Source organism: Veronia nyctiphanis, assembly GCF_004116385.1.
Lineage (GTDB): Bacteria > Pseudomonadota > Gammaproteobacteria > Enterobacterales > Vibrionaceae > Veronia > Veronia nyctiphanis.
In genome coordinates this window covers 1-24,496 of record NZ_PEIB01000051.1, presented here as the reverse complement: position 1 = coordinate 24,496, position 24,496 = coordinate 1, and the positions used below count along the sequence as shown (strand labels likewise).

At 47.0% G+C, this 24,496-nt stretch carries 15 protein-coding genes and 5 pseudogenes; 11 read left to right on the top strand and 9 right to left on the bottom strand.

All coding sequences use genetic code 11. From position 1 onward, the window contains the following. Positions 1-63: 63 nt before the first annotated feature. Positions 64-4,332, bottom strand: a complete 4,269-nt coding sequence (locus CS022_RS23400; protein WP_129124290.1) for an Ig-like domain-containing protein — start codon at positions 4,330-4,332, stop codon at positions 64-66. 398 nt (positions 4,333-4,730) lie between these two features. Here CS022_RS23400 and CS022_RS23395 point away from each other — a divergent pair, with 398 nt between their 5' ends. From CS022_RS23395 to CS022_RS23380, 4 genes are all read left to right on the top strand, one after another. Beyond that, positions 4,731-6,008 carry an MFS transporter gene (locus tag CS022_RS23395; protein ID WP_161569733.1) on the top strand — a complete coding sequence of 426 codons (1,278 nt, stop codon included), beginning with the start codon at positions 4,731-4,733 and terminating at the stop codon, positions 6,006-6,008. A gap of 305 nt (positions 6,009-6,313) precedes the next feature. Continuing rightward, on the top strand, positions 6,314-7,309 hold the full coding sequence (locus tag CS022_RS23390) for an ABC transporter substrate-binding protein (protein ID WP_129124288.1): 996 nt from the start codon (positions 6,314-6,316) through the stop codon (positions 7,307-7,309). A 119-nt stretch (positions 7,310-7,428) separates the two neighbouring features. Next, positions 7,429-8,325 (top strand): ABC transporter permease, encoded by an 897-nt coding sequence (locus CS022_RS23385; protein WP_129124287.1) that lies wholly within the window; start codon positions 7,429-7,431, stop codon positions 8,323-8,325. Further along, on the top strand, positions 8,318-9,556 hold the full coding sequence (locus tag CS022_RS23380) for a quaternary amine ABC transporter ATP-binding protein (RefSeq protein ID WP_129124286.1): 1,239 nt from the start codon (positions 8,318-8,320) through the stop codon (positions 9,554-9,556). The genes CS022_RS23385 and CS022_RS23380 overlap by 8 nt, the downstream gene beginning before the upstream one ends. Before the next feature lie 85 nt (positions 9,557-9,641). Here the strand turns inward: CS022_RS23380 and gnd are convergent, their stop codons facing one another. From gnd to zwf, 3 genes and pseudogenes are all read right to left on the bottom strand, one after another. Beyond that, positions 9,642-11,090, bottom strand: a complete 1,449-nt coding sequence (gene gnd / locus CS022_RS23375) for a decarboxylating NADP(+)-dependent phosphogluconate dehydrogenase (RefSeq protein ID WP_129124285.1) — start codon at positions 11,088-11,090, stop codon at positions 9,642-9,644. A 17-nt stretch (positions 11,091-11,107) separates the two neighbouring features. Beyond that, entirely contained in the window at positions 11,108-11,824 is a 717-nt protein-coding gene (gene pgl / locus CS022_RS23370; protein WP_129124284.1) for a 6-phosphogluconolactonase, read from the bottom strand. After that, positions 11,825-13,325 (bottom strand): annotated as a pseudogene (gene zwf, locus CS022_RS23365) (glucose-6-phosphate dehydrogenase). It lies immediately after the preceding gene. Positions 13,326-14,057: 732 nt separating this feature from the next. On the opposite strand from zwf, the gene CS022_RS23360 reads away from it, so the two are divergent. After that, positions 14,058-14,804 carry a sporulation protein gene (locus CS022_RS23360; protein ID WP_129124283.1) on the top strand — a complete coding sequence of 249 codons (747 nt, stop codon included), beginning with the start codon at positions 14,058-14,060 and terminating at the stop codon, positions 14,802-14,804. 70 nt (positions 14,805-14,874) lie between these two features. On the opposite strand, the pseudogene htpX reads toward CS022_RS23360, so the two are convergent. Beyond that, a pseudogene (gene htpX, locus CS022_RS23355) lies at positions 14,875-15,752 on the bottom strand (protease HtpX). Positions 15,753-16,035: 283 nt separating this feature from the next. On the opposite strand from htpX, the gene CS022_RS23350 reads away from it, so the two are divergent. Beyond that, positions 16,036-16,215 carry a hypothetical protein gene (locus tag CS022_RS23350; RefSeq protein ID WP_129124282.1) on the top strand — a complete coding sequence of 60 codons (180 nt, stop codon included), beginning with the start codon at positions 16,036-16,038 and terminating at the stop codon, positions 16,213-16,215. 121 nt (positions 16,216-16,336) lie between these two features. Here CS022_RS23350 and bioD read toward each other — a convergent pair whose 3' ends face one another. From bioD to bioB, 4 genes and pseudogenes are all read right to left on the bottom strand, one after another. Further along, complete coding sequence (gene bioD, locus CS022_RS23345; RefSeq protein ID WP_129124281.1) at positions 16,337-17,005, bottom strand: dethiobiotin synthase; 669 nt, start codon at positions 17,003-17,005, stop codon at positions 16,337-16,339. Next, entirely contained in the window at positions 16,998-17,813 is an 816-nt protein-coding gene (gene bioC, locus CS022_RS23340; protein WP_129124280.1) for a malonyl-ACP O-methyltransferase BioC, read from the bottom strand. The genes bioD and bioC overlap by 8 nt, the downstream gene beginning before the upstream one ends. Then, positions 17,810-18,981, bottom strand: a pseudogene (gene bioF / locus CS022_RS27870) (8-amino-7-oxononanoate synthase). The gene bioC and the pseudogene bioF overlap by 4 nt, the downstream one beginning before the upstream one ends. Positions 18,982-18,984: 3 nt before the next feature. After that, positions 18,985-20,036: pseudogene (gene bioB, locus CS022_RS23330) on the bottom strand (biotin synthase BioB). A 100-nt stretch (positions 20,037-20,136) separates the two neighbouring features. Here bioB and bioA point away from each other — a divergent pair. The 5 genes and pseudogenes from bioA to sstT all read left to right on the top strand — a co-directional run. Continuing rightward, positions 20,137-21,414 carry an adenosylmethionine--8-amino-7-oxononanoate transaminase gene (gene bioA, locus CS022_RS23325; protein WP_129124279.1) on the top strand — a complete coding sequence of 426 codons (1,278 nt, stop codon included), beginning with the start codon at positions 20,137-20,139 and terminating at the stop codon, positions 21,412-21,414. A gap of 118 nt (positions 21,415-21,532) precedes the next feature. Next, on the top strand, positions 21,533-22,084 hold the full coding sequence (locus CS022_RS23320) for an LON peptidase substrate-binding domain-containing protein (protein ID WP_129124278.1): 552 nt from the start codon (positions 21,533-21,535) through the stop codon (positions 22,082-22,084). A 106-nt stretch (positions 22,085-22,190) separates the two neighbouring features. Next, complete coding sequence (locus CS022_RS23315) at positions 22,191-22,799, top strand: sigma-70 family RNA polymerase sigma factor (protein ID WP_129124277.1); 609 nt, start codon at positions 22,191-22,193, stop codon at positions 22,797-22,799. After that, complete coding sequence (locus CS022_RS23310; protein ID WP_129124276.1) at positions 22,792-23,457, top strand: ChrR family anti-sigma-E factor; 666 nt, start codon at positions 22,792-22,794, stop codon at positions 23,455-23,457. The genes CS022_RS23315 and CS022_RS23310 overlap by 8 nt, the downstream gene beginning before the upstream one ends. 279 nt (positions 23,458-23,736) lie before the next feature. Further along, positions 23,737-24,378: pseudogene (sstT, locus tag CS022_RS23305) on the top strand (serine/threonine transporter SstT); the annotation flags it as partial. Between the last annotated feature and the right edge of the window lie 118 nt (positions 24,379-24,496).

The window sequence follows — 24,496 nt, the reverse complement described above, 5'->3', positions numbered from 1 at the left end:
GCCCCGACGGCACGGTAAACGGCGACGTGGTCAAGGTGGTGGTCTCTGTCTGGGTGCCGTTCGTCAAGGTGAGCACCACCTCTTGCGTGTCCGGGTCGACCCTGTGAGGGTGAAACCTTGTCCCGTCACATCGTCGGCATTAAATGGTTCGCCGGGAATTGAAGAGACTTCAGGTTGAATAGCAAAGTCCCCGTCTAAATCGGCAGATTTATCGATGGTTATTGTTTTTGGTTTGGCAACTTGCGTATTTCCAGCCTGATCTTCTACGACAGCTTTTATCCTCACTATGCCATCGCTAAATCCACTAAAAATATCCTTAGGAACGTCAAATGGCTTGCTTAAAACACGTTTTACCGTATCGGTTCCAGCCTGACTGAGCTCTACTGTGATCTTTATAGCTTCGGGGTCAACTCCCTCTAAGAGAAAACTTTGCGTCTTATATTCTTGGACGTTGTATTCTTCACCCGTAATCGTCGGGATAATTTTGAATTGCTCACCCTCAAGAGACGCAAGTGTGTCAATGACAATCGTTTGAGGCTCCGCAGGAAAAGTGTTACCCGCCTTGTCTGTAACCACAGCAGAAATTTTAACTTCGCCATCAGAGAATGAGCCTAAAATCCCCTCAGGAATCGAGAAGTTGGGGCTTTTTAATGTTCTTGTGACTGTTTCGTGTTCAGCTTGCTCTATCGTAACAACAACCTGAGTCGCATCAGAGTCAATACCGGTCAGTGTGAAGTCTTTTTCAAGATATTCTTCTGAATTATAAATACCGTCAATGTTATCCAGCACAATGCCAAAATGATGAGCATCACTGTCTGCTGACGTATCGATTGTGAGGAATTGTGGCTGCGCATCATGGGTATTACCTGCATCATCCGTGACTTTTGCTTTGATGGTGACTTTACCGTCACTAAATGAGCTCAAAATATCGGTAGGGACGTCAAATGGATGTCGAAGGGTTTTCGTAACCGAATCTGCACCCGACTGCTCAATTGTCACTTGAATTGACTCGACATCAGGATCAATGCCATTGAGGGTGAAACTTTTTTCGAGGTATTCAGTGGCATTATAGAGGCCATCAGGAATCGCTAAAGCAATTTCAAAGTCCTCTGTATCGGCATCAGCGAGTTTATCGATTGTGATTTCGATAGGAGCAGCGTGTTTTGTATTACCTGCACTGTCTGTGACAAACGCTTCAATCGAAACAATACCATCTTCAAAAATACTTAATGCGGATGGTGATACATTAAAAGGTGGACTCAAATCGAATGTATTGACAGTGTCTCCCTGAGACATTGTTACTCTGACCGACGTTACGTCAGAGTCGATACCATCAAAGGAGAAGCTTTTCTTGTTAAATTCTTGAGCGTTATATTCCTTACCATCGATGTCTGGGATGATTGTAAATTCGTCAGTCTCTAAATCCGCAGATGTATCGATTTTAATGGCCTGTGATGGAGCACTTTTGGTGTTGCCCGCCTCATCAACGGCAACCGCTCGAATGGTGACTTGCCCATCGGTTAACGTACTCAGGACATCTGTAGGAACGTCAAACGGACTGCTCAAATCGATGGTTTCTTCTCCACCAGCATGGGTCAGTGTAATCGTCACCTCTACCACATCGTCATCGACACCCAACAGCGAAAAGCTTTTGGTTTTAAACTCGTTGCCGTTGTAGGTGCCGTCGGGAATATCCAACACAATGGTAAAAGGCGTTTCATCGATGTCTGCTGAAAGATCGATATTGATGGGTTTGGGCATCGCCTCAAAGACATTACCTGCATCGTCTCTGACCGTTGCTCGTATCGTTGCTTCACCATGTTCAAGCAAAGATAAAAGCGTGCTGGGCACATCAAATGGATGCTCAAGTGTGATGTTGATTTTTTCTTTACCAAACTGCTCGATAACGATGTTAACTGACTCTGCATCGTCATCAATACCATTCAAATTTATGCTCTGATTTAGATATTCTGTCGCGTTGTACACGCCATCTGGGGTGGCAAGGTCAATTGAGAAAAGATTTTCATCGGCGTCAGCAGATTTATCAATGATTATCCGTTTTACCGCTGCTGATTGGGAGTTACCTGCATGATCAAACACCGTGGCATTAATGACGACTTCACCATTGTCGAATACACTCAACACATCATTAGGGATTGAAAATGGTGCGGTTAAGTTCAAAGACTCAATAATGGGTGGCGTGCCACTTTGTTTGATTTCAACAGTAACAGATGCGGCATCGGGATCAATACCTTGTAAACTGAAACTCCTTGATGTGTATTCAATGCCACTGTACTCCCTTCCTTCGATAGCAGGGACAATTTCAAATACTTCTGCTTTATCAGCACTCGAGTCAATCGTGACCGTGCGTATTTCTGCTTCATTCGTGTTGCCAGCCTCGTCAGTGACAATGGCTCGCACAGAATAGCTACCGTCTGCAAGGCCAGAGAAAAAATCAGAAGCAACACTGAAAGGTGGTTCTATCAACTCCCGGTCGACTTCCACGCCGTCTTTTTCGATAATCACGGTCACTGATGCCGCATCAGTATCGATACCCTCAAAAGAGAAGCTTTGGGTGGCTGACTCTTGTGCGTTGTATAGCCCATCAGAAACATCAAGTTCGACGCTGAACCTTTCGCCTTCATCCGCAGAAGTATCAATCTTAATACTGCGTGATGGTGCAGCCTGAGTGTTGCCAGCATCATCAGTAACAATAGCGGTTATAACAACAGTGCCGTCATTAAAAACCTTAAATATATCGTCGGCGACGGTAAATGGCGGGGCTAATTCGAAAGTTTGTGTTAAAGGGGTTTCACCGCCTTGCGATAGGGTGATGGTGACAGTTCTCGCATCATCATCTATGCCTTGCAGACTGAAGCTCTCGGAACCATATTGGCTTGCGTTGTAGATACCCTCTTCAAGGTCTAGCGCTATCTCAAACGACGTTTCATCGTTATCTGCCGATGTATCTATCTGTAGTGTTTTTTCTGTCGCGAAACTTGTGTTGCCTGCCCTGTCCGTCATCTTAGCTTGAATGATGACCTCTCCATCATCAAACTGGCTAAGTATGCCTTCGGCTGGGAGCCATGGTGCTGCGTACAAGATACTTTTTTGGGTTTTATCACCTTGAATAAGGGTAATTTCTATTGAGGCGATATCTTCATCGACACCCTCGAATTGAAATGCCGCATTTTCTACATCAACAGCGTTATACTCTTTCCCCTCAACCGTCAGGGCAATATTAAATTCATCGTTCTCGTTGATTGTCTGATCAAGCGTGACTTCATTGGTTGCAGAAATTACGTCGCCTTTGTCATTTCTGAGGTCAGCAGTAACAAAGAGAACACCATCGCCGAAATCAGTTAAGTCTGTATCCGGGATTTGCCAGCCTGTTTTCTCTGTTAAGGTGTAAATGACCTCTTTGAGCTCACCCTCTGAATCTTGACCTGCTATCTGGACGATGATCTCAACCGCATCTGCGTTAACGCCGCTTACTTCAAGTTTGAACTCACCCGCCGTTGCGATTCCAACGTACTCACCTTCGGTCAGGATTTTAAATTTTTCATCAAGCTCTGCGCTCGCTTTTTCTGAGGTCCCTGAGAGCTCATCCTGATATTTTGGTTGTCCCCCAACTTTGCCTGCTGCGCTCGCCGTTGACGCTGTTACGATAAGATCGCTCAGTTTTGGCGGCCTGAGGACATTCGATTTTTCTTCGTCTCCCTCTTTCTCTCCCTCAGCTTGTTCATTTTCAGCGGCCATCAATTGCTTTTCAACAATCTCGACAGACTCAGTAAGTGGTTCACCCTCTTTTTGTAGCTCCCTCATCAAGAGGATTTGCTCTAAACTTTTGTCTTTCAGTTCACTGTTTTTTTTGGCTAATTGGTCTTGGGTCTCTTTGATGCTTTTCTCAAGTTCGCTGATCCGCTTGAGCGACTCATCGAGGTTGTCTTTGCGGTCTAACTGTTGTTCTTTGAGCTTCTCCGCTTTTTCTAACTCTGCTGTCTTCTTTTCGAGTTCTTTTACGCGTTTTAACGCCGCATCTCGTTCAATTTCTTTCTGCTGAACCTGATCAACGAGATTGCTGATCGTTTTGTCCTCCGTTAATACGTTTTCGAGAAATACACTTTCGAGAGATTTAACATTGATCCCTGACGCTTCGATGATTTCATCAATTGGGACTTTTTTGCCGCCTTTAGTAACGGTGAGGTCCCCTCTGGCAATCGCAACAAGCGCATCACTGAATTTCTGCGTGCCTCCGGATTCATCTTGATAAACCACATCAAAACCAGCGACTTTAATATCTTCAAGTGATTGAATTTGAATCTCTTTCATGTATGACGCGCCCTTAAAGTTGAAAACTCTTCGGAGTAAAATCCGATGTAATTAACGATTTCGAACAGGTGCTGTTGGGAAAGTCACTTAGCGTCATCATCAAAAAGATGACTCAGACAATGCCAAAAGCTTTGACGTTCGCTAGAAAGAAAAACCATAGAACTCCCCGCTCTAATTTTAATTCAAATGTCTCACTATTGTGAAAATTATGAGTTAAGTACATTTTTAAGTGAGATGCAACGACGGAATTCCAGACGATAAACCTGCAAAAATAACGGCAAATAAAATCAGAATTAGGAAAGATATCTTTGAATAAAGTTCTGGGTTTTGGGTTGTAAAAATGAACTTTAATGGTTCTTGAAATACAATCTCGACGGACTATCAAAGATGAGTTTTATATGTTTCCAAAAGTTGTATTTTCTCGCCGTTTTTATTTATTAACACTCGCAAATATTTTTTCAAAGCTCGGTAATTCTCTCTCAGAGATTGCCATTCCCCTCTTTGTTTATCAGATAACAGGCAGTGCAGTCGCAACAGCCAGCGTGGTTGCAATTGCTCAGTTACCCAATGTGCTCGTTGGACTGGCCAGTGGACCTTTTATTGATAAATTTTCGCCGCGGACCGTCAGCATGTGCTGCGATGGATTAAATGCACTTACCATCATGTTAATTCCGCTTCTTTTTAGTGTGGAGCTTTTGGATACCACAATACTGACCCTTCTGGTTGTGCTGTCGAAAGCCATTGACGTACCCGGTGAAACAGCCAAGCAGGTGCTACTACCACAAATAATTAAGCGAGATAAACTGCCACAAGAGAAAGCGAACGGTATAACCGCAATGACTGACAATCTGGCTGATTTGCTTGGTCCAGCCATTGCGGGAATATTAATTGCTACAATAGGGGCTCTGTATGTGTTGGTGATTGACGCCGCGACTTTCGCACTGGCGGTAGGTTTGATTTATTTTGGATTAAGGTGCCACACCAAAACCGATGCAGCTATTAAAGCCAAAAATGCGAAATCGTCATTTAAACAGAGTTGGGTTTACTTGAGACAACACAAGGGAGTCTGGCGGCTCGCTGTTTACAGTATGCTGATCAATATCGTCGCTTGTGCGTTGTTGCAATTAACACTGCAAGTTATTTCCCAACAATATTCTATTAACGAAGCATGGCTGGGCTTTTGGTTTTCTGCCTTCGCCGTGGGCACTTCACTTACCAGTATTGCTTACACCTTTATCGGACACAGGCTGTCTCATTTACGTCTTCTTCAACTCACACCAATAGGTCAGGTATTTGGTCTGAGCGTGATCTTTGGCGCTGTTCTTTTCAGTGAGCGACTCACCGCGACATTGCCATTTCTCGCAGAGATATGGCCTGTATTGATTGCCTTGGGAATGTTCGTTTACGGTGTGAATCTCGGCGTGGGTAGTGTCATTGACAACACGCTGCTACAGAAGTGGGTGCCAGAGCCTATACAGGGAACTGTATTCTCCATCTATACATCACTTCGCTGGGCAGGTGTGCCACTTGGTACAATGATGGCCGGGTATTTTCTGCAGCGAGCTGAAACTGCGTGGTTGTTTATCTGTTTTACTATTTTGCTATTTTTAGCCGGTTTTGTTTGGCCGAAGAATAAAAGCTTCACAGCAATAGAAGCAGCAGAAACAACTAGATGAGAAAAAGGGGAGAAAGCCCTCTTTTTTCTAGGTGTACTTGTCTCATCCACGCTATCTGCACACAGTACTGTGAATCGCTCCCACATGTTTCAGAATATATTTAGCCTTCTAAGCATTTAGCTCACAAAAGCACAACCGACAAGCCCAGACATCTGACCTCTCTGTTACTCTGAAAGGGTATAAATCGAGCAGCTGCGTACTTTATTCCTGCAAGTTGTCGATTTACCGCCAAATACAGCGACAAGAATAGTTAGACCTGTATGCATTTAATGGCGACTATCTAAAATACCAAAATGGAGATAACCATGAGAAAGTTGTTACCCGCAACACTTTTGCTGCTGGCCACTGCGCCTTTTGCTTCACAGGCAGCTGAAGAATGCGGCAAAGTCACTATTGCCGACATGAACTGGAACTCAGCTTCTCTGATCGCCAATGTAGACATGTTCATTCTAAAGAACGGTTTTGGCTGCGATGCAGAGCTGATTCCGGGCGATACCATGCCAACCGGAACCTCAATGATTGAGAAAGGTGAGCCGGATATTGCGCCTGAACTTTGGAGTAACTCTCTCAAAGCAGCTCTTGACAGGGGTGTTGAAGAAGGCAGGCTGCGCTTTGCTGCACCAGTATTTGCGGAAGGCGGTGAAGAAGGCTTTTGGGTACCCAAATATATGGTCGATAAAGACCCTTCACTGGCTACCATCAAAGGTGTCCTTAAAAATGCTTCTCTCTTTACACACCCTGAGGACCCTGACAAGTCAGCATTTTATGGCTGTCCAGCAGGTTGGAACTGCCAGATTTCATCAGGCAATCTTTTCAACGCAATGAAATTCGGTGACGCTGGATTTGAACTGATTGATCCGGGTTCAAGCGCTGGTCTTACAGGCTCAATTGCTAGTGCCTACGAGAAAAAAGAACCGTGGTTTGGCTATTACTGGGCGCCGACGGCCGTGTTGGGTAAATACGAGATGGTGAAAGTAGACTTTGGTTCTGGTGTTGATGCCGAGCACTTCAAGGCTTGTATTACTAATGCTGAGTGTGAAAACCCAAAAGCAACCATGTACCCGCCTTCGGCTGTTGACACTATCATTACTGAAAGCTTCGCTAAACGCTCACCGGCAGCGGTAGAGTATCTGTCGAAACGTTCTTTCAGCAACGCGCAAATGAATTTGTTATTAGCGTGGATGGAAGAAAATCAGGCAGACGGCGAAATTGCCATGGAGCACTTCATGAAAAACTACTCTGATACGTGGATGCAATGGGTAGGTTCAGATATAGCCAAAAAAGTGAAGAATGCTCTGTAATCAGCAAAGCTGAACAATAGCTTCACAAACAACCTTGCCCGCGGGGACAATACTGTCTCTGCGGGATTTGTTTTAAATAGCTTTGCTATCAGCAAAGAATACAAAGGACGTAGTACTGTATGGCAGAGACATCTTGGCTGACAGATATTCCGCAGATGGATCGCTCAGATCTTCTGGCTATCCGCAAAACACTTGACGGTGCATACCGTGATTTTTCCCGCGCTTACGGCGACACTATCGAGACTTTTTTTGACCCCCTTCTTCAGTTCCTTATTTGGTTCGAAAAGCTACTGCTTACCTCACCTTGGTGGCTGGTCATTGCCGCTGTCGCAGGTATCTCATATGCAGCAAGCCGCTCTTGGAAACTGGTCGTAAGTATTATTGTTGTCTTCATGCTCATAGGTTATTTCGGCATGTGGGACGACACCATGCGAACCATGAGTATTATTCTGGTTTGTACGTTACTCTCCATAGGATTAGGTATCCCCATCGGTATCTGGATGGCACGATCTAATCGGGTGCAATCTATCGTCACGCCAGTGCTCGATGTAATGCAAACCATGCCCGCGTTTGTTTACCTAATCCCTGTTGTCATGCTTTTGGGTATCGGTAGAATTCCGGGTGTTATTGCTGTCGTTATTTACGCCATCCCACCAGTTATAAGACTGACAAACCTAGGTATCAGACTGGTTGATAAAGAGGTACTGGAAGCAGCAACGGCATATGGTGCCAGCTCAATGCAACGTCTGTTCGGTGTGCAGCTTCCGCTAGCAATGCCCAATATCATGGCGGGTATCAACCAGACGATCATGATGGCTCTGGCAATGGTGGTTATTGCCTCAATGATTGGTGTGAAAGGACTCGGCCAGCCTGTTCTTAAATCAATCACCAACCAATATTTCACCCTGGGCCTGATTAACGGTCTTGCCATCGTCGCACTGGCAATTATTTTTGACCGCGTTTCACAAAGCTATGCTCGCAGAACTCAGCAGCATCTGGGAGGCAAGCATGACTAACAAGAAAAAACCACTCATCCGTGTCAAAGGTCTTTACAAGGTCTTTGGTAAAGACCCTCAGTCTGTTTTGCCTCGCGTCAAAGCGGGAGACGAAAAGGATGCGATACTTGTTGAGACGGGTCATACCGTAGGCTTGCAAGATATCAGTCTGGAAATCCACTCAGGTGAAATTTTCGTCATCATGGGGCTGTCTGGCTCAGGTAAATCGACGTTAATCCGCCATTTCAACCGCTTGATTGATCCGACGGAAGGTGTGCTTGAAGTCGACGGTACTGACGTGATGTCGCTGGATGCTAAAGCGTTGCAAGAGTTCCGTCGTCACAAGATGTCGATGGTGTTCCAACGTTTCGGCCTGATGCCACACCGTACAGTGATTCAGAATGTCGCCTACGGCCTGCAAGTACAGGGAGTCGATAAAGAAACCCGCAGTGCGAAAGCGCAGGAGTGGTTAGATACCGTAGGGCTGTCCGGGTATGAAAGCCAGTACCCCGCGCAACTCTCCGGTGGTCAGCAACAACGCGTCGGTCTCGCCCGTGCACTTTGTACCGATGCCGAAATTCTGTTGATGGATGAAGCATTCTCCGCACTCGACCCGCTTATCCGTTCTGAAATGCAGGATCAGCTCATCGGTTTGCAGGAAAAACTCCATAAGACCATTATCTTCATCACGCACGATCTTGATGAAGCGCTGCGACTTGGCGACAGAATTGCGATACTTCGTGACGGCAAATTGATTCAGCAAGGTACACCGGTTGATATCCTGCTGCGCCCTGCTGATGAATATGTTGAAGCCTTCGTCAAAGACGTCAACCGTGCTCGCGCTCTGACCGTAGATACCGTCATGCAGCCGCAGTACTGTCGAATCAGCGCTGACACCATTGGTGAAGCCATTGCGCAGATGAAGCAAGCTAAGGCCTCACACGGTTACTACGTCAATGATGACGGCTATCAAGGCGCACTGACAAAAGAAGGCCTAAGTCAGTATGAAGAGCACGAATATGGTAATGAAATTGACGATACTGTGCTCGAAGATGTGCCTGCAATTCAGCCTGACAGCCTGCTAGAAAAAGTTATTCCGGACACGCTGGAATCTGATTTGCCGCTACCTGTTGTTGACGAAGATGGTGAACTTCAAGGTGAGCTATCACGCGCCAATATTGCTGATGTGTTAAGTGATACGGGTAACAATGATGACGGTGATGGAGATGCCAAACCTAAACAGGTGTTCTGATCTGTCGTTATTTATAAGCCGAAAGGCACAAAAAAGGAGCGCTTTATGCGCTCCTTTTCAATTCTTAATTCCAACAAACTAATGCTTAGTTGTTATACGTGGTCGATACAGTATCGCCACCTTTACCGGTCCAGTTTGTGTGGAAGAATTCACCACGCGGCTTGTCAGTGCGCTCGTAAGTATGCGCACCAAAGTAGTCACGTTGCGCCTGAAGCATGTTTGCTGGCAAACGAGCCGTCGTGTAGCCATTCAGGAAAGTCAGTGCTGAAGACATACCCGGCATTGGCAGACCAATTTCAAACGACTTGGCGACAACTTTACGCCATGACGCAGAACAGTCATCAAGAATTGCTTTGAAGTAGCTATCAGAGCCCAGGAATTTCAGCTCTGGATCTTTTTCAAATGCGTCACGGATATTGCCAAGGAACGCGCTTCGAATAATACAACCGCCACGCCATAGCAGAGCAACGTTACCGTAGTTCAGTTCCCAGTTATACTGCTCCGACGCTTCACGGATCAGCATAAAGCCCTGTGCATATGAAATGATTTTCGCCGCCAATAGTGCCTGACGAAGTGCTTCAAGCCATTGCTCACGGTCACCTTCAACCGCTTCCACTTTGTGACCAAACAGCTCTGCCGCCTGAACACGCTCATCTTTACGCGCTGAAAGTGCACGTGCGAATACAGATTCAGTGATCAATGTCAGTGGAATACCGAAGTCCAGTGCGTTGATGCCCGTCCACTTACCTGTACCTTTCTGCCCAGCCGTATCAAGAATTTTTTCAAGTACGATTTCACCGTCTTCACCACGGTAACCCAGGATGTCGCGGCTGATTTCGATCAGGTAGCTGTTCAGTTCTGTTTTGTTCCACTCAGCCAACGTCGCCTGCATCTCGTCATGCGTCATCCCGAGGCCTTCTTTCATGAAGTGGTAAGCTTCACTGATCAGCTGCATATCACCGTATTCGATACCGTTGTGAACCATTTTGACAAAGTGGCCAGCACCTTCTTTACCAACCCAGTCACAGCAAGGCTCGCCGTTGTCTGTTTTTGCAGAAATTGCTTGAAAAATAGGCTTAACCGCAGCCCAGCCACGTGGGTCGCCGCCCGGCATGATAGAAGGTCCGAAACGTGCGCCTTCTTCACCACCAGAAACACCGGCTCCGATATAAACGAGGCCTTTTTCAGCCAGTGCGTTTACACGGCGTGTTGTATCCGGGTAGTTCGAGTTACCACCGTCAATGATGATATCGCCTTCTTCAAGCAGCGGCGCCAGCGCATCAATGAACTGATCAACCACATCACCAGCACGAACCATCAACATGACTTTGCGCGGTTTTTCGAGCTTTTCCACCAGCTCTTCCAGCGAATAGGCACCCACGATGTTTGTGCCCTTCGCACCACCTTCCAGAAACTCATCGACCTTGCTGGTCGTTCTGTTGTGGGCAACAACTTTAAAACCGTGGTCATTCATGTTGAGGATGAGGTTTTGACCCATAACGGCCAGACCAATCACACCAATATCAGCTTTCATTTTTCTTATATCTCCATTTATGCCAGTGCGCGCGCGGCAGCGGCATCAAAAAACCATTCTGTTTCGCCATTCTCTGCCGCAATATGTGCAGCAGGATAAGGGAGTTCTGTGTCGCCCTGATAGTTATGAATCTCATCAACCATCTCAGCTTTGCCAGCACCGAGTACCAAATAGCTGATGCGCTTGGCGTTGTTCAGCAGCCGAGCCGTCTTGCTGACGCGTAACTGACCACTCTGCGGGTGACGAGCCACTGTCGTCAAAGCCGGATCGTCGTAGCGTGTATGTCCTGGGAAGAGCGACGCAGTATGGCCGTCATCCCCCATTCCGAGGAGGATCCAGTCAAACGCTGGCACGCCAGATTCAGACGGGATCAGTGCAGCAATTTCTTTTGATATACGGGCAGCTTCAACCACAGGCTCGTCTTCACCGCGGATCCGGTGAATATTTCCCTCAGGAATATCAATATGGCTGAACAACAACGCGTTAGCCTGACCATAGTTACTCTCAGCATCCGTTGGCGGAACGCAGCGTTCGTCGCCCCACCAGAAGTGTAGATTCTGCCAGTTAATGTCTGTTGCCCATTCTTTCGCCAACAGTGCAAAAAGTTGTTTTGGCGTGCTGCCGCCAGACAGTGAAATATGAACCGGGCGATCAAGCTGACTGTAACGTTGAAGCTCTTTGGCCAGCTCAGTCACAACCGCTTGGTTGTCGTCAAAAACTCTAATCGTGGTCATTTATAACTCGCAATATTCTGTGTTTGTCAGGTTCTTACAAGGGAAGCGCCATGCTCTTCCATCATTATTCAGCAAGTCATCGGCGGCTTTCGGGCCCCAAGTGCCAGACGCATAGCCAAACAAGGCATCAGGGTGCTCTTTGTAGCCCAAAATTGGCTCAACAAACTCCCAGCAGGCTTTCACTGCATCTGAGCGAGCGAACAGCGTTGCATCTCCTTTTACCGCATCAAGCAGTAAACGCTCGTAGGCAGTCAGCAGCGTAGCTTCTTCCAAACTCTGGTAATGGAACTGCATCGACACTTCTTGTGCCTCAAACCCTGCACCCGGCTTTTTCAGGCCAAAACTCATCTGAATGCCTTCGTCAGGCTGGATACGAATAATGAGCTTATTCTCAGGCGCATCTTTACCAAATACGGGGTGCGGTGTTTTCTTGAAGTGAATAACGACTTCAGTCACACGTGTTGGCAGTCGTTTGCCTGTGCGAACGTAAAACGGCACACCGTTCCAGCGCCAGTTATCGATAAACATTTTCAGACCCACATAGGTCTCAGTGCGGGAGTCATCAGCGACACCCGGCTCCTCGCGGTAACCCGGCAGCATTTCACCGCGGACTTCAGACGCCGTGTATTGACCCAGAACCAGATTATTCTTGAGGTCGTCATCGCTAAGAGGCTGGAAGCTCTGCATCACTTTTGCCACTTCATCTCGAATCGCATCTGCACGAATTGTCGATGGTGGCTCCATGGTCGTCATGGCAAGCACTTGCAGTAAGTGGTTCTGGAACATATCCCGAACTGCACCAGAGCCATCGTAATAACCACCACGTCCCTCAACACCAAGGAACTCGCCCCCCGTCGATCTCAACGTAGTCAATGAAGTTACGATTCCATAAAGGTTCGAACATGCCATTAGAGAAACGGAAAACCAACAGGTTCTGAACGGTTTCTTTACCGAGGTAATGGTCAATACGATAGAGCTGAGACTCTTTGAACTTGTGGTGTATGACATCATCAAGTTCATTGGCAGATGCGGTGTCGTAACCAAATGGCTTTTCAACGACCAGGCGCTTCCAACCGTCGGCTTCATTATTGAGGCCTTGCTCGGCGAGGAATTGTGGAATGAGGCCGTACAGACTTGGGGGTGTCGCGAGATAAAAGAGGTTGTTTGATCCAGTTTGGTGCTCTTTCCCGAGGGTGTCAAGACGCTCAGTGAGTGCGCCGTACTGGCTTCCGTCTGAGGGATCCAGCGACAGGTAATAGAGGTGCTTTAAGAAGCGGTTAAGCGTCACTTGATCGACATTTTCGCTATCCTCTAACGCTTTTTGCAGCTTTTCTCGAAATGATTCGTCACTGTAGCCAGAGCGGGAAACACCTAAGACGGTGAACTTCTCTGGCAGCATATTGCTGGCAAACAACTGATACAGTGCCGGAATGAGCTTGCGTTGCGTTAAATCTCCTGAAGCTCCAAAAATAACAATGTTTGAGTTTTCTGTGGTCGCCATTTGTGTTCCCTGGGATCGAATGACCAAACGATGCATCGACCTGATAGCGTATTAAACGAGCCGTTATTTTATCACGTTTAAACTGTATGGCTAAAAGGTCATGCCTATTGCAGCGGTAGGAACAATAGATGACTCGGGATTCAGGAACAAGACCGAAATCTCATTATTTTTTACTTACACGGAACAGAGTCCACAAAAATAGCACGAAAGCACCCTATTTAATGCAAACTAGATGCAATAAAACACCAGTAGGAATATCAGACACCATGGTCGTACTAGTTGATATAACAGGGCCTATGGCATTCAATATGTGATATTCATGTGTTTTTTGCTTATACTCCCTTTTAAATAACCTAAACCCACATTTTTATTGGTTAAACTACCGCGCAAACGTTAACATTTGCGTTTCAACCTGATAACAGACCTTTCCAACCCTTTGATTAGACCATCGAATTACCTGGCAATAAGAATCCCTAACATTCGTGATTTTCAAACTATGTCAAAGTTCACTCGAACCATTTCGCATAAAACCGCACCTAAATTGAATCGCCATTAAAAAATGCTCATGATCACAACATGTAGTAGACACGCAAGAGTTGCCTCAAAAGATAGTGATAAGCTACACCCGATAATATGGCTGCAACGACAATAAAGTCAGACTAAAAACAGGTAATACCTCTTAAAAAAATCACGATTTACAAACCTGTTCAACAATAAAAGGGAGTTCAGTACATGTTCAAAAAAATTCTAGCCTCAGTCGGTATCGGTGCAGCGAAAGTGGATACTGTGTTGCATACAGAGCACTTGCTGCCCGGGCAAGATTTCAGCGGAGAAATCCTCATTAAAGGTGGCGATGTTGAACAGGACATTTCTGGTATCGACCTCGCTCTCATGACAAAAGTGAAAGTTGAAACAGAAGACGATGGTGTTGAATATCACAACTTCTGTATCGACAACTGGCACATCAGCGATTCTTTCAAGCTGCAACCGGGTGAGGAGCGAGCTCTGCCCTTTAACGCTACCCTGCCCTCTGAGACGCCAATAACTGAATTACCGACGTCGAATAATAAATGTGTCGTGTGGCTCCAAACTGGCCTCAACATTGACATGGCTATCGATGCTAGCGACAAAGACTCGCTCTATATCTATCCAAATGATGTGGTCAAAGCGTTCATTTCAGCAATGGATGAGTTTGGTTACAAAATGGCAAAAGCTGATGTCGAGAAAGGCTACCTAAATGCCGGGAGTTTTAATTCGAATTCAGGCTGCTATCAGGAGCTAGAATATCGTCCGGGTGGCTTTACTTTATTTGGTATCAAAGAAGTGGAGCTTTCTTTCGTACCGGAACAACACCAAACACATGTCCTCATAGAACTTGACCGTGCCTTCTCTGGCGATGGCTACAAAGCGATGACAATCCCTCATCATCCCGATGAGGTTGCGGCTGTAGAGTCAAGACTGAGAGATTTGCTGGGTTAAAGACATATGTACCCCAAAGAAAAAGCCCCGCTTTATCAGAGCGGGGCTTTTTTTAATTCATAGACGCTTTTTACAGATGCTCACCACGACGAAGCGCATCAATACGTTTTTCCAATGGCGGGTGAGTCATTAGCAACTCACTCAATGATTTTTTACCATTGATACCAAACGCCATCATAGAGCCTTCAAGCTGTGCTTCCTGGCTCATTTTCAAACGCTGCAAGGCAGCAATCATTTTCTCTCTGCCAACCAGCTTCGCTGATGCCGCATCCGCTTTGAATTCGCGGTGTCGGCTGAACCACATGGTCAAGAAGCTAGCGAGGAAGCCAAATATCAGCTCAAGTATCGTTGATACAATGAAATAGGTCATAAAGCTGCCACCACTCTCCTCTTCATCATCGCTATTCATGCCGCTGATAGTGCTCGCAATCATACGTGAGATATAGATGACAAATGTGTTTACTACACCTTGCATCAAGGTCATGGTGATCATGTCACCGTTTGCAATATGGCCGATTTCGTGTGCAAGAACTGCCTCTGCCTCATCACGGCTCATGTTTTCAAGCAGCCCTGTAGATACAGCGACCAGCGCATCATCACGCTTGGCACCTGTTGCAAAAGCGTTCATGTCCGGAGCATGGTAAATGGCAACATCGGGCATGCCAATACCGACCTGCTCTCCTGACGGCTAACCGTGCTCATCAACCAGTGTTCCATTTCATTGCGTGGTTGTTGAATCACTTCTGCACCCACAGATCTGAGTGCCATTGACTTAGACATCAGCAAAGAAATGATAGAACCACCAAAACCGAAAATAGCGGCCATAACAAGTATGCCAGCGCTGCCTCCGGGTCTTATCCCTGTAACAGCATAAACAATATTCAGTACGATACTTAATACAATGATAACGGCGAGGTTGGTAGCCAGAAATAAAGCTATGCGTTTCATGATGAAAATAATCTCCGTGTTGATGAAGCGCTCATACAGGGAAAATAGTATGGGCATAATCCACAAAAACAAGCCCTAATTGAACATTGTTACAATAAATTAAGACAACATATCTCGCCGATGCCTCCTGTTTCATATACGGAACGCCAAGCATATTGGACTTTGGTCTGATTGCGTATTGTACAGCCCTTGTCTAATGTATTTGCGGTGCAAGGAAACCCGGATGCGGCATCGCTAGATGAATTCCGCAAAGACGGAACCCCTAATCAACGGAGTGTTTAAAATGGGCGAGAATGAGAACTACAGAGTGGCGATAGACATCCTGTGCTGCCACCTCGGCATGAGCTTTGACGAAGCGTGTGAAGAGCTTGGTTTGACAGGCAATGAACAAGACAAAAACCCGTTGTCATCTCTTTCTCAAACTCAACAATCTCTGGTGGGACTGCTCCCAGAAGAGAAATAAGTTACAAAGACAGCTTTCCCGACTTTTGGCTTTTTTGCTTGCTGCCAACTCGTCAATAACCTGTTTAACTGAAACGCCAGCTATCAAAGCTGGCGTTTCTTTTTCTGGGTGACATCGGCCATTATTCAGGAATTGTTAAACATCCGCTCAAATCAGCCCCGTTTTTGTCAGTGAACGGCAATACACCCAAGCATGGCGTATCCAAACGCTTATTAAGCGTCTCTATCATTTCATCAAGAAACTGCGCGTTAGGATCGACACAATTGGCAATCCACCCTTTGATGAGGAGTCCATCATGACGAATTGCCTGTGCCGTAAGGAGGGCGTGGTTCAAGCAGCCCAGTTTCATTCCGACCACCATAATGACAGCTAGCTGCTCATCCCTGACCCACTCAGATAGCGAAGCATCATCAGAAACAGGTACATGCCAGCCACCTGCACCCTCTACGATAACGATATCACTGCGCTCAGTCAGCGAGTGTAAGCCATCAGAAAGCGCTGCTAAAGACACATCTCGCTTCTCAATATCGGCAGCAATGTGAGGGGAACAAGGCGTATCCAGCAAACAGGGGTTAGCTTCCTGATACGTCATTGAAACGTTTGATACCGCTTTGAGCGCCACAGCATCTGGGTTACATAATCCTTCAGCGGTTTCTTCCGTGCCTGCTGCAACGGGCTTGTACCCGGCTACCTTGTAGCCTTTGTTTATTAACGCCTGAATCAGCGCCACAGAGGCAAAGGTTTTGCCGACTTCAGTATCTGTGCCCGTAATGAAGTATGCGTTAATCACTCTTAATTACTCCTACGCCAACCTGATATGTTGCTGGCAGGTTACCGTCTTTATTTCTGTATTTTCCGTACGCAGCTTCTAACTCACGAAACTTGGCTTTGCCACTCAATCCACGAGAACGGCCGTCAGTGAGGTGAGTAGCGCCAATTCCCTTTAAGTCACGCATTAATGAAAGGCCGGATGAATAGCTCAACGTGAATCGCTTGTTGCTGAGATCAAAGTTGCGAATCTCCGCTTTTTCAAAGGCCAACAATACTTCGCTCTCAGAGAGAAAGCGGTTTACATGCTGACCAGAATCAACCTGCAACCAAGCATCTTTAAGTTCATACAGCGAACCATCAAGTAGCGTCGACACGACGGCGATACCACCGGGCTTAAGAACTCGTTTGATCTCACTAAAAACATCTGCCAGGTCGTCGCACCATTGAACGGCCAATGAGCTGAATACAATGTCCACACTCTCTGACTGAAGTGGCAGGCATTCCGCATCGGCGGAAAGGTATTGAACGCTTCCACCACAACGAGCTTTGGCTTTTTCCAGCATGGCTTCAGACAAATCAAGTGCAATCACTGTATTGGCTTTTTCTGACAGCTTTTCAGTGAAGAAGCCTGTTCCGCACCCCAAGTCCAGTACTACAGACTCGCGGATGTCAGGCAGTAATGTCAGGAGATGGTTGCCAACATCACGCTGAAAAGCCGCACTCGCATCATAGCTTTCTGCCGCACGGCTGAATGCCTGACGCACCGCTGACTTGTCCACTGACGGTAATATCTCTGGCTCTACTTTCGGGAAGGCGAATGCATTCATGAGCTACCCTCCTCCAGATGTCGTTTGATGCACTCTCCGAGCTGTCTGACTTGTTCGACAGTGTGTGATGCCGACAGCGTAATCCTAAATCTTGCAGTCTTTGGAGGAACAGTTGGTGGCCGAATAGCACCTACCCAGAAACCTGCTTCACGGAGCCGCTCTGACGCCGACAGCGTAGTGTCCACGTTACCAATGATCACGGGTTTAATCGGTGTTTCGGTTTTCACTGCCTGTTCAATACCATCAAGCGAAGATTCAAAAGCCTCGGAGAGCTCAGCCAGCTTTTCGCGACGCCAGTGTTGGTGTCTTATCATGTCTACGGCATGGGCCAGTGCATACGCCTGCCCCGGCGGAATGGCGGTTGAATAAACATAATGACGGGCAAATTGGGTCAAGTACTCTGCAACGACGTTAGAGCAAAGCACAGCGGCACCCATCATGCCGAAGGCTTTACCAAACGTCAGAACAAGAACGTCGGGTTTCACACCACAATGGGCGCTGGTGCCTGCGCCATCAATACCCAACACACCAACACCATGAGCGTCATCGACCATCAACATGGCTCCATGATGGTTGCACCGAGCTGAATGTCGCTAAGTGGGGCAACATTGCCATCCATGCTGAAAACACCATCAGTGACAACCAAAGACGCAGCATTTACATCACCTTTGTCGAGGAACTTACTCAACGAGTCTGGTGAGGCATGCTGATAGCGTTGCATTGTCGCTTCGCACATCATGCCCGCTTCAATTAAAGATGCATGATTGAGCTTGTCTTGCAGCAGGCGATCGTTCTTGCGCATGAAACTGAAAATCACTGCCTGATTAGCTGCAAAGCCGCTGCTAAAAAGAACCGCTCTTTCGTAACCTTGCCAATCACACAACTTCTCTTCGAGTAACTGATGTGCAGAGCTGTGACCCGTCACTAATGGCGAGGCAGTGCTGCCCGCGCCATAACGATCAATTCCTTGTTGCCAAGCCATTTTCAGCTCTTGATCCTGCGCCATCCCCAGATAGTCATTACCCGAGAAATTAACGAAGGAGTCCTGCGACGGCAGTTTCGATAATTGGCTCTGCTTCAGGTCGAAGCTTTGAAGGTGACGATACAAACCGTCTTCCCTTCTTTGCTGAAGCGCTTTTGCAGCGCGTTGCGACAAGGTGCTACTCATGTATTACACAGACGCGTCGTAAAACAGGTCGTCTTTCGATGGTCTCGCCGCGGTTGGTATGCCACCTTGTTCAACAGGGTTTCTTCCTCAACCTCATCAGGGCGTTGTACCTTCTGCTCGCTGTTAATACCCAGCTTCTTGAACAGCAACATATCGCTGTCTTCATCAGGGTTCGGTGTGGTCAACAGTTTACATCCGTAGAAAATCGAGTTTGCGCCGGCCATGAAACACATTGCCTGCATCTGCTCGTTCATTTTTTCGCGGCCCGCTGACAAGCGCACAGCCGAGGCTGGCATCATGATCCGCGCAACAGCAATCGTTCTGATGAACTCAAACTCATCAAGGTCATCGACGTTTTCGAGTGGCGTGCCTTTCACTTTTACCAGCATGTTGATTGGCACACTTTCCGGATGATGCGAAAGGTTAGCCAGTTCGACAAGAAGACCCGCACGGTCACGTGCACTCTCGCCAAGGCCGACAATACCGCCTGAACACACTTTCATCCCGGCACCACGCACGTTTGAAAGCGTATCAAGTCTGTCCTGATAGGTTCGAGTGGTAATAATGTTGCCGTAGTATTCTGGCGAGGTGTCGAGATTATGGTTGTAGTAATCAAGCCCAGCATCTGCTAACTCATCAGCTTGATCTGCTGACAACATACCCAACGTCATACAGGTTTCAAGACCCATTCCCTTGACGCCTTGAATCATGTTTTTCAGGTATGGAAGGTCGCGATCTTTCGGGTTCTTCCATGCCGCACCCATACAGAAACGGGTTGCACCAGACGCTTTCGCTTTCGCGGCAGCATCGAGAACGCGCTCAACTTCCATCAGACGTTCTTTCTCAAGGCCTGTTCTGTAGCGCGCACTTTGCGGACAATACTTACAATCCTCGGGACACGCACCGGTTTTGATCGACAGCAGCGTACTGACCTGAACCTGATTATCCGGATGATAAGCCCGATGCACTTGTTGTGCCTCGAACATCAAATCCATAAACGGTTTCTTGAAAAGTGCCTGCACTTCTTCGACAGTCCAGTTGTGGCGTACTTCCACGCTAATTCCCTCATTTCTGTATTGAATTGTTGTCTAGTCTAATTTGCCCCCTTACAATGTCAACAATGGAATTACTTTATAGTTTACAACTGGACTCAACATGCAAATTGATCTCGAGTTTGATCGTCAGCATATCTGGCATCCTTACACCTCAACCATCAACCCTATGCGGTGTTATCCGGTCGTCAGAGCAAACGGCGTCAAGCTCGAACTAGAAGATGGCACACAACTTCTCGATGGGATGTCGTCATGGTGGTCAGCCATACACGGTTACAACCACCCGGTTTTGAATGCAGCCGTCGAGAGCCAGCTCAAAGATATGTCGCATGTGATGTTTGGTGGCATCACGCACCAACCTGCCGTAGCACTCTGTAAAAAACTAGTTGAAATCACGCCACCCGCGCTTGAGAAAGTGTTTCTCTGCGATTCTGGCTCGATTTCAGTTGAAGTTGCACTAAAAATGGCGCTTCAGTACTGGCACGCGTTGGGAGAGTCTCGTAGCAAGTTCTTAACGCTAAGGCACGGTTATCACGGTGATAGCTTCGCTGCAATGTCAGTCACCGACCCCGACAATTCAATGCACAGTCTCTACAAAGGTTTTTTGCCAGAGCATATCTTCGCCAATTCACCAGAGACTGGCTTCAGGGATACGTGGGATGAAAGCGATATTGAAGATTTTAGATCCAAGCTGGAAGCCCATCATGAGCAAATCGCCGCAGTGATCCTTGAGCCCGTTGTTCAAGGAGCCGGGGGCATGCGTCTGTATCATCCGACCTATCTAAAGCGGGTTCGTGAGCTTTGCGATAATTACGGCGTACTGTTGATTTGCGACGAGATAGCCACAGGCTTCGGTCGGACAGGCAAACTCTTTGCCTGCGAACATGCAGAGATCGTCCCTGATATTCTTTGTCTTGGAAAAGCACTGACTGGCGGCTACATGACGCTGGCAGCAACCCTTACCACCAAAAACGTTGCTGATACGGTCTGCGGTGGCGAAGCAGGTTGCTTCATGCATGGCCCAACATTCATGGCTAACCCTCTGGCGTGCGCAACGGCAACCGCCAGTCTCTCGCTGCTCGACTGCGGTGATTGGCAACAACAAGTCGCCAACATTGAACAAAATCTGGCTGAATCATTTGCGCCCTTAAAACAGTTATCTGCCGTTAAAGATGTGCGATGGCTCGGCGCAATAGGCGTTGTAGAAACACACACTCCAGCCAATGTGGAGAAAATCCAAGAGGTGTTTGTTCGCGAGGGAGTGTGGATTCGACCCTTCGGGCATCTGATTTATGTTATGCCGCCATATGCAACGAGTAAACAGCAAATACAGCAGCTTGCAAATGCAATCAAAAAAGGTATCAAAGAGACATTGATGTAATGTCGTAAATTATGCCCTCCATCATTTTTGGAATAGACCTAGTGTTTATGTAGTTATTCTTTGATCTGTCTGAACCTCTGGTCCGTAAAGAAAGGAAGTTATAAACGAGGAGGTAAAAATGCATCTAGGTCTGTTCCCATTACCACTGTTTCTGTTACCGGGAGGCATCACGAAGCTCAGAATCTTTGAGCCAAGATATGTCCGCCTAGTCAAAGAGACGATGCAGAGCGGTAATGGCTTCGTCCTTGCGATGAAGGATGGTGATGCAATTTGTCGATTCGGCACGCTGGTTGATATTGTTGATTTCGAGCAGCTGCCTGACGGTCTTCTCGGCATTACCATTAAAGGGCGTTGTCGCGTGAAAATCACCAATATCGGTCAAGAAGAAGATAATCTTTGGGTCGGAGACATCAGCTCACTGTCCGATTGGCCATCAGTCGCTCATAATTTACCGGAGAATGTTACCGACGCGCTGAAAAATGTGTTCGACAAGTACCCTGAACATGCAGCGCAATACAATACAGGAAAAATAGATTTTTCAGACACCGTCTGGGTATGTCAGAGATGGCTTGAGGTATTACCTTTAGAAAATAGCCAGAAGCAGTGGTTTATATCCCAAGATAACGCGGATGAAGCACGCTCATTTATCATTCACCTTCTCTCCGAATAAATTCACAATGTTTTGATCTTTTTTCACGTCCCCAACGTTTTATGTGTACCTGCACTGAAAAGTTGGCCTAAAGATGAAAATGGAATCTACGGTTTCGGCGTATACTATGCGAAAAGAAGATCATAGGAAAAGCCGTAAAGTGTCTACAGACGGACCCACGCCAGACGATTTGAAACAGCTGCTCATCGACGTTGCGACCGAGAAAAATGCTCAGTCCTTCACGATGCTATTTAATTATTTCGCCCCGAAGATACGTTCTTACGGCCTTCGACATCTTAGAGTTGAAGGTCATGCGATGGAGTTAGTCCAAGAGACAATGATTCTTGTCTGGCGGAAAGCGCATCTGTTCGACCACACGAAAGGCGCTGCGTCAACTTGGATATTTACCGTCATGCGCAACGTCAGCTTCGATATGCTAAGAAAAGTGAAGAGCAATCGCGAAGATACGCTCAGTAGCGATATTTGGCCAATTTTAGACGGCGAAGAAGGTGTACAGGAAGACCAAGCGGTTCAACAACAAATGCATGGTCAGCTACTTTCGTATATTGACCGCTTACCTGACCTGCAACAACAGGTCGTCCGCGGTGTCTACTTAAAGCAATTAACGCATCAGGAACTTGCAGAGCAACTTGGCGTGCCGCTAGGAACCATAAAGTCTCGCTTACGCCTGGGATTACAGAAACTTCGATCTCATTTGGAGGTGGACAATGATTAAATTTCATCCGGCAAAGTCGTTATTACAGGCACACGCTGCTGGCTCACTTTCGCCCTCTATGGCTATCGCAGTTTCTGCTCACTGTGAACTATGCGAAGAGTGCAGGCATTCAGTTGACGAGTTTTCCGCAGCAGAAGCAACGCAGCTTATCAACGCTGAGCAAATAGATTTTGATACTGATGTTCAAGCCGATTTCAGTAATATGCTATCGGGAATCATCGGTGACGAGTTCGAACCAATTACTGTCACAAAGATGTCACCACAAGCTTATGTGGAAGTGGGCGGTGAAAGGTACACACTACCCACTGCATTAAGACGTTACAGTCAAATTGACTGGAGCAGTATGGGTGGAATCAGTCGTGGTCGTCTGCCATTGGATGAAGGAAAAACGCGAGCTAGTTTACTTCATATTGGTATGAACGGAAGCGTTCCGAGCCATACACACAAAGGCTTCGAGCTTACGCTTTTGCTAAGCGGTAACTTTACTGATGAAAATGGCACTTATGAACCGGGCGATTTCATCATGTTGTCAGGTGAAGACCATCATACGCCAGTGTCTCGCGACGGTTGTCTTTGTTATACGGTTGCCAATGCGCCACTTCACTTCACGTCAGGTGTCAGCAAATTGCTCAACACGGTTGGTCGCGCCATTTATTAGGTCATACTCGTAGTACCTACGCTATCGACGACTCCAAGACGGTTCCTTTACGGGGCCGTTTTTATTTCCACAATCAAAAATAGAACAAAGCACTAAAATTCGCTCAATTAGCCGTCATTAAGAACAAAAAATTACGCTATGAAGACAATATCATTCTTTACAGCGGCCCTTAGTATGTTTTACTCCTCCGCTTCGTTTATGCCGCCACAGCCCGTTGGGTGACACTTCCGTGACGCGAGAACAAAATTCATGACGCAATTACATTCTTCCTTGGTACGCATTGCCAATACCTTCGCGCATACCGGCGTTGACGCCCTGTTAGGCTATTCTCACCTACTGGCTGTTTTACTGGGTTGTATGACGGTGATAGCGTTGATGGTTAACCCCTTGATTGTATTTTTGATGACCCGTCAGAATCCTTACCCGCTGGTCTTTCAATGCCTGCGCGAGAGCGGCGTTACCGCATTTTTCACCCGAAGTTCTGCCGCCAATATTCCTGTAAATATGACACTTTGTGAGAAGCTGGGGCTCAACAAAGATCTTTACTCTGTGTCTATTCCGCTTGGAGCGACCATCAACATGGGAGGCGCAGCAATCACGATTACGGTGCTAACGCTCGCCGCCGTGAGCACGCTGGGTATTGAGATTGATATCGCGACCGCGATTTTATTGAGTTTTGTTGCAGCCGCATCCGCATGAGGGACATCAGGTGTTGCGGGCGGCTCGCTGTTACTGATCCCTTTGGCATGTAACCTTTTTGGAATACCCAACGAGATAGCAATACAAGTTGTGGCGGTTGGGTTTATTATCGGCGTTATTCAGGATTCCGCTGAAACTGCGCTGAACAGTTCAACTGATGTAATATTTACCGCATCGGCAAGCCGTTCATCGCTAACTCTTCCAAGTCCAAGCCAAGATTAACTTATCAAGCTCAGGCAGCATCAGTCTGGCTGAGCATTTATTGCTCTGAACTCTTGGTCACTCTGGCAATCAGTTCAGGATCAAAATGAAATTCGGAAATCATCTTCAAGGCCTGTTC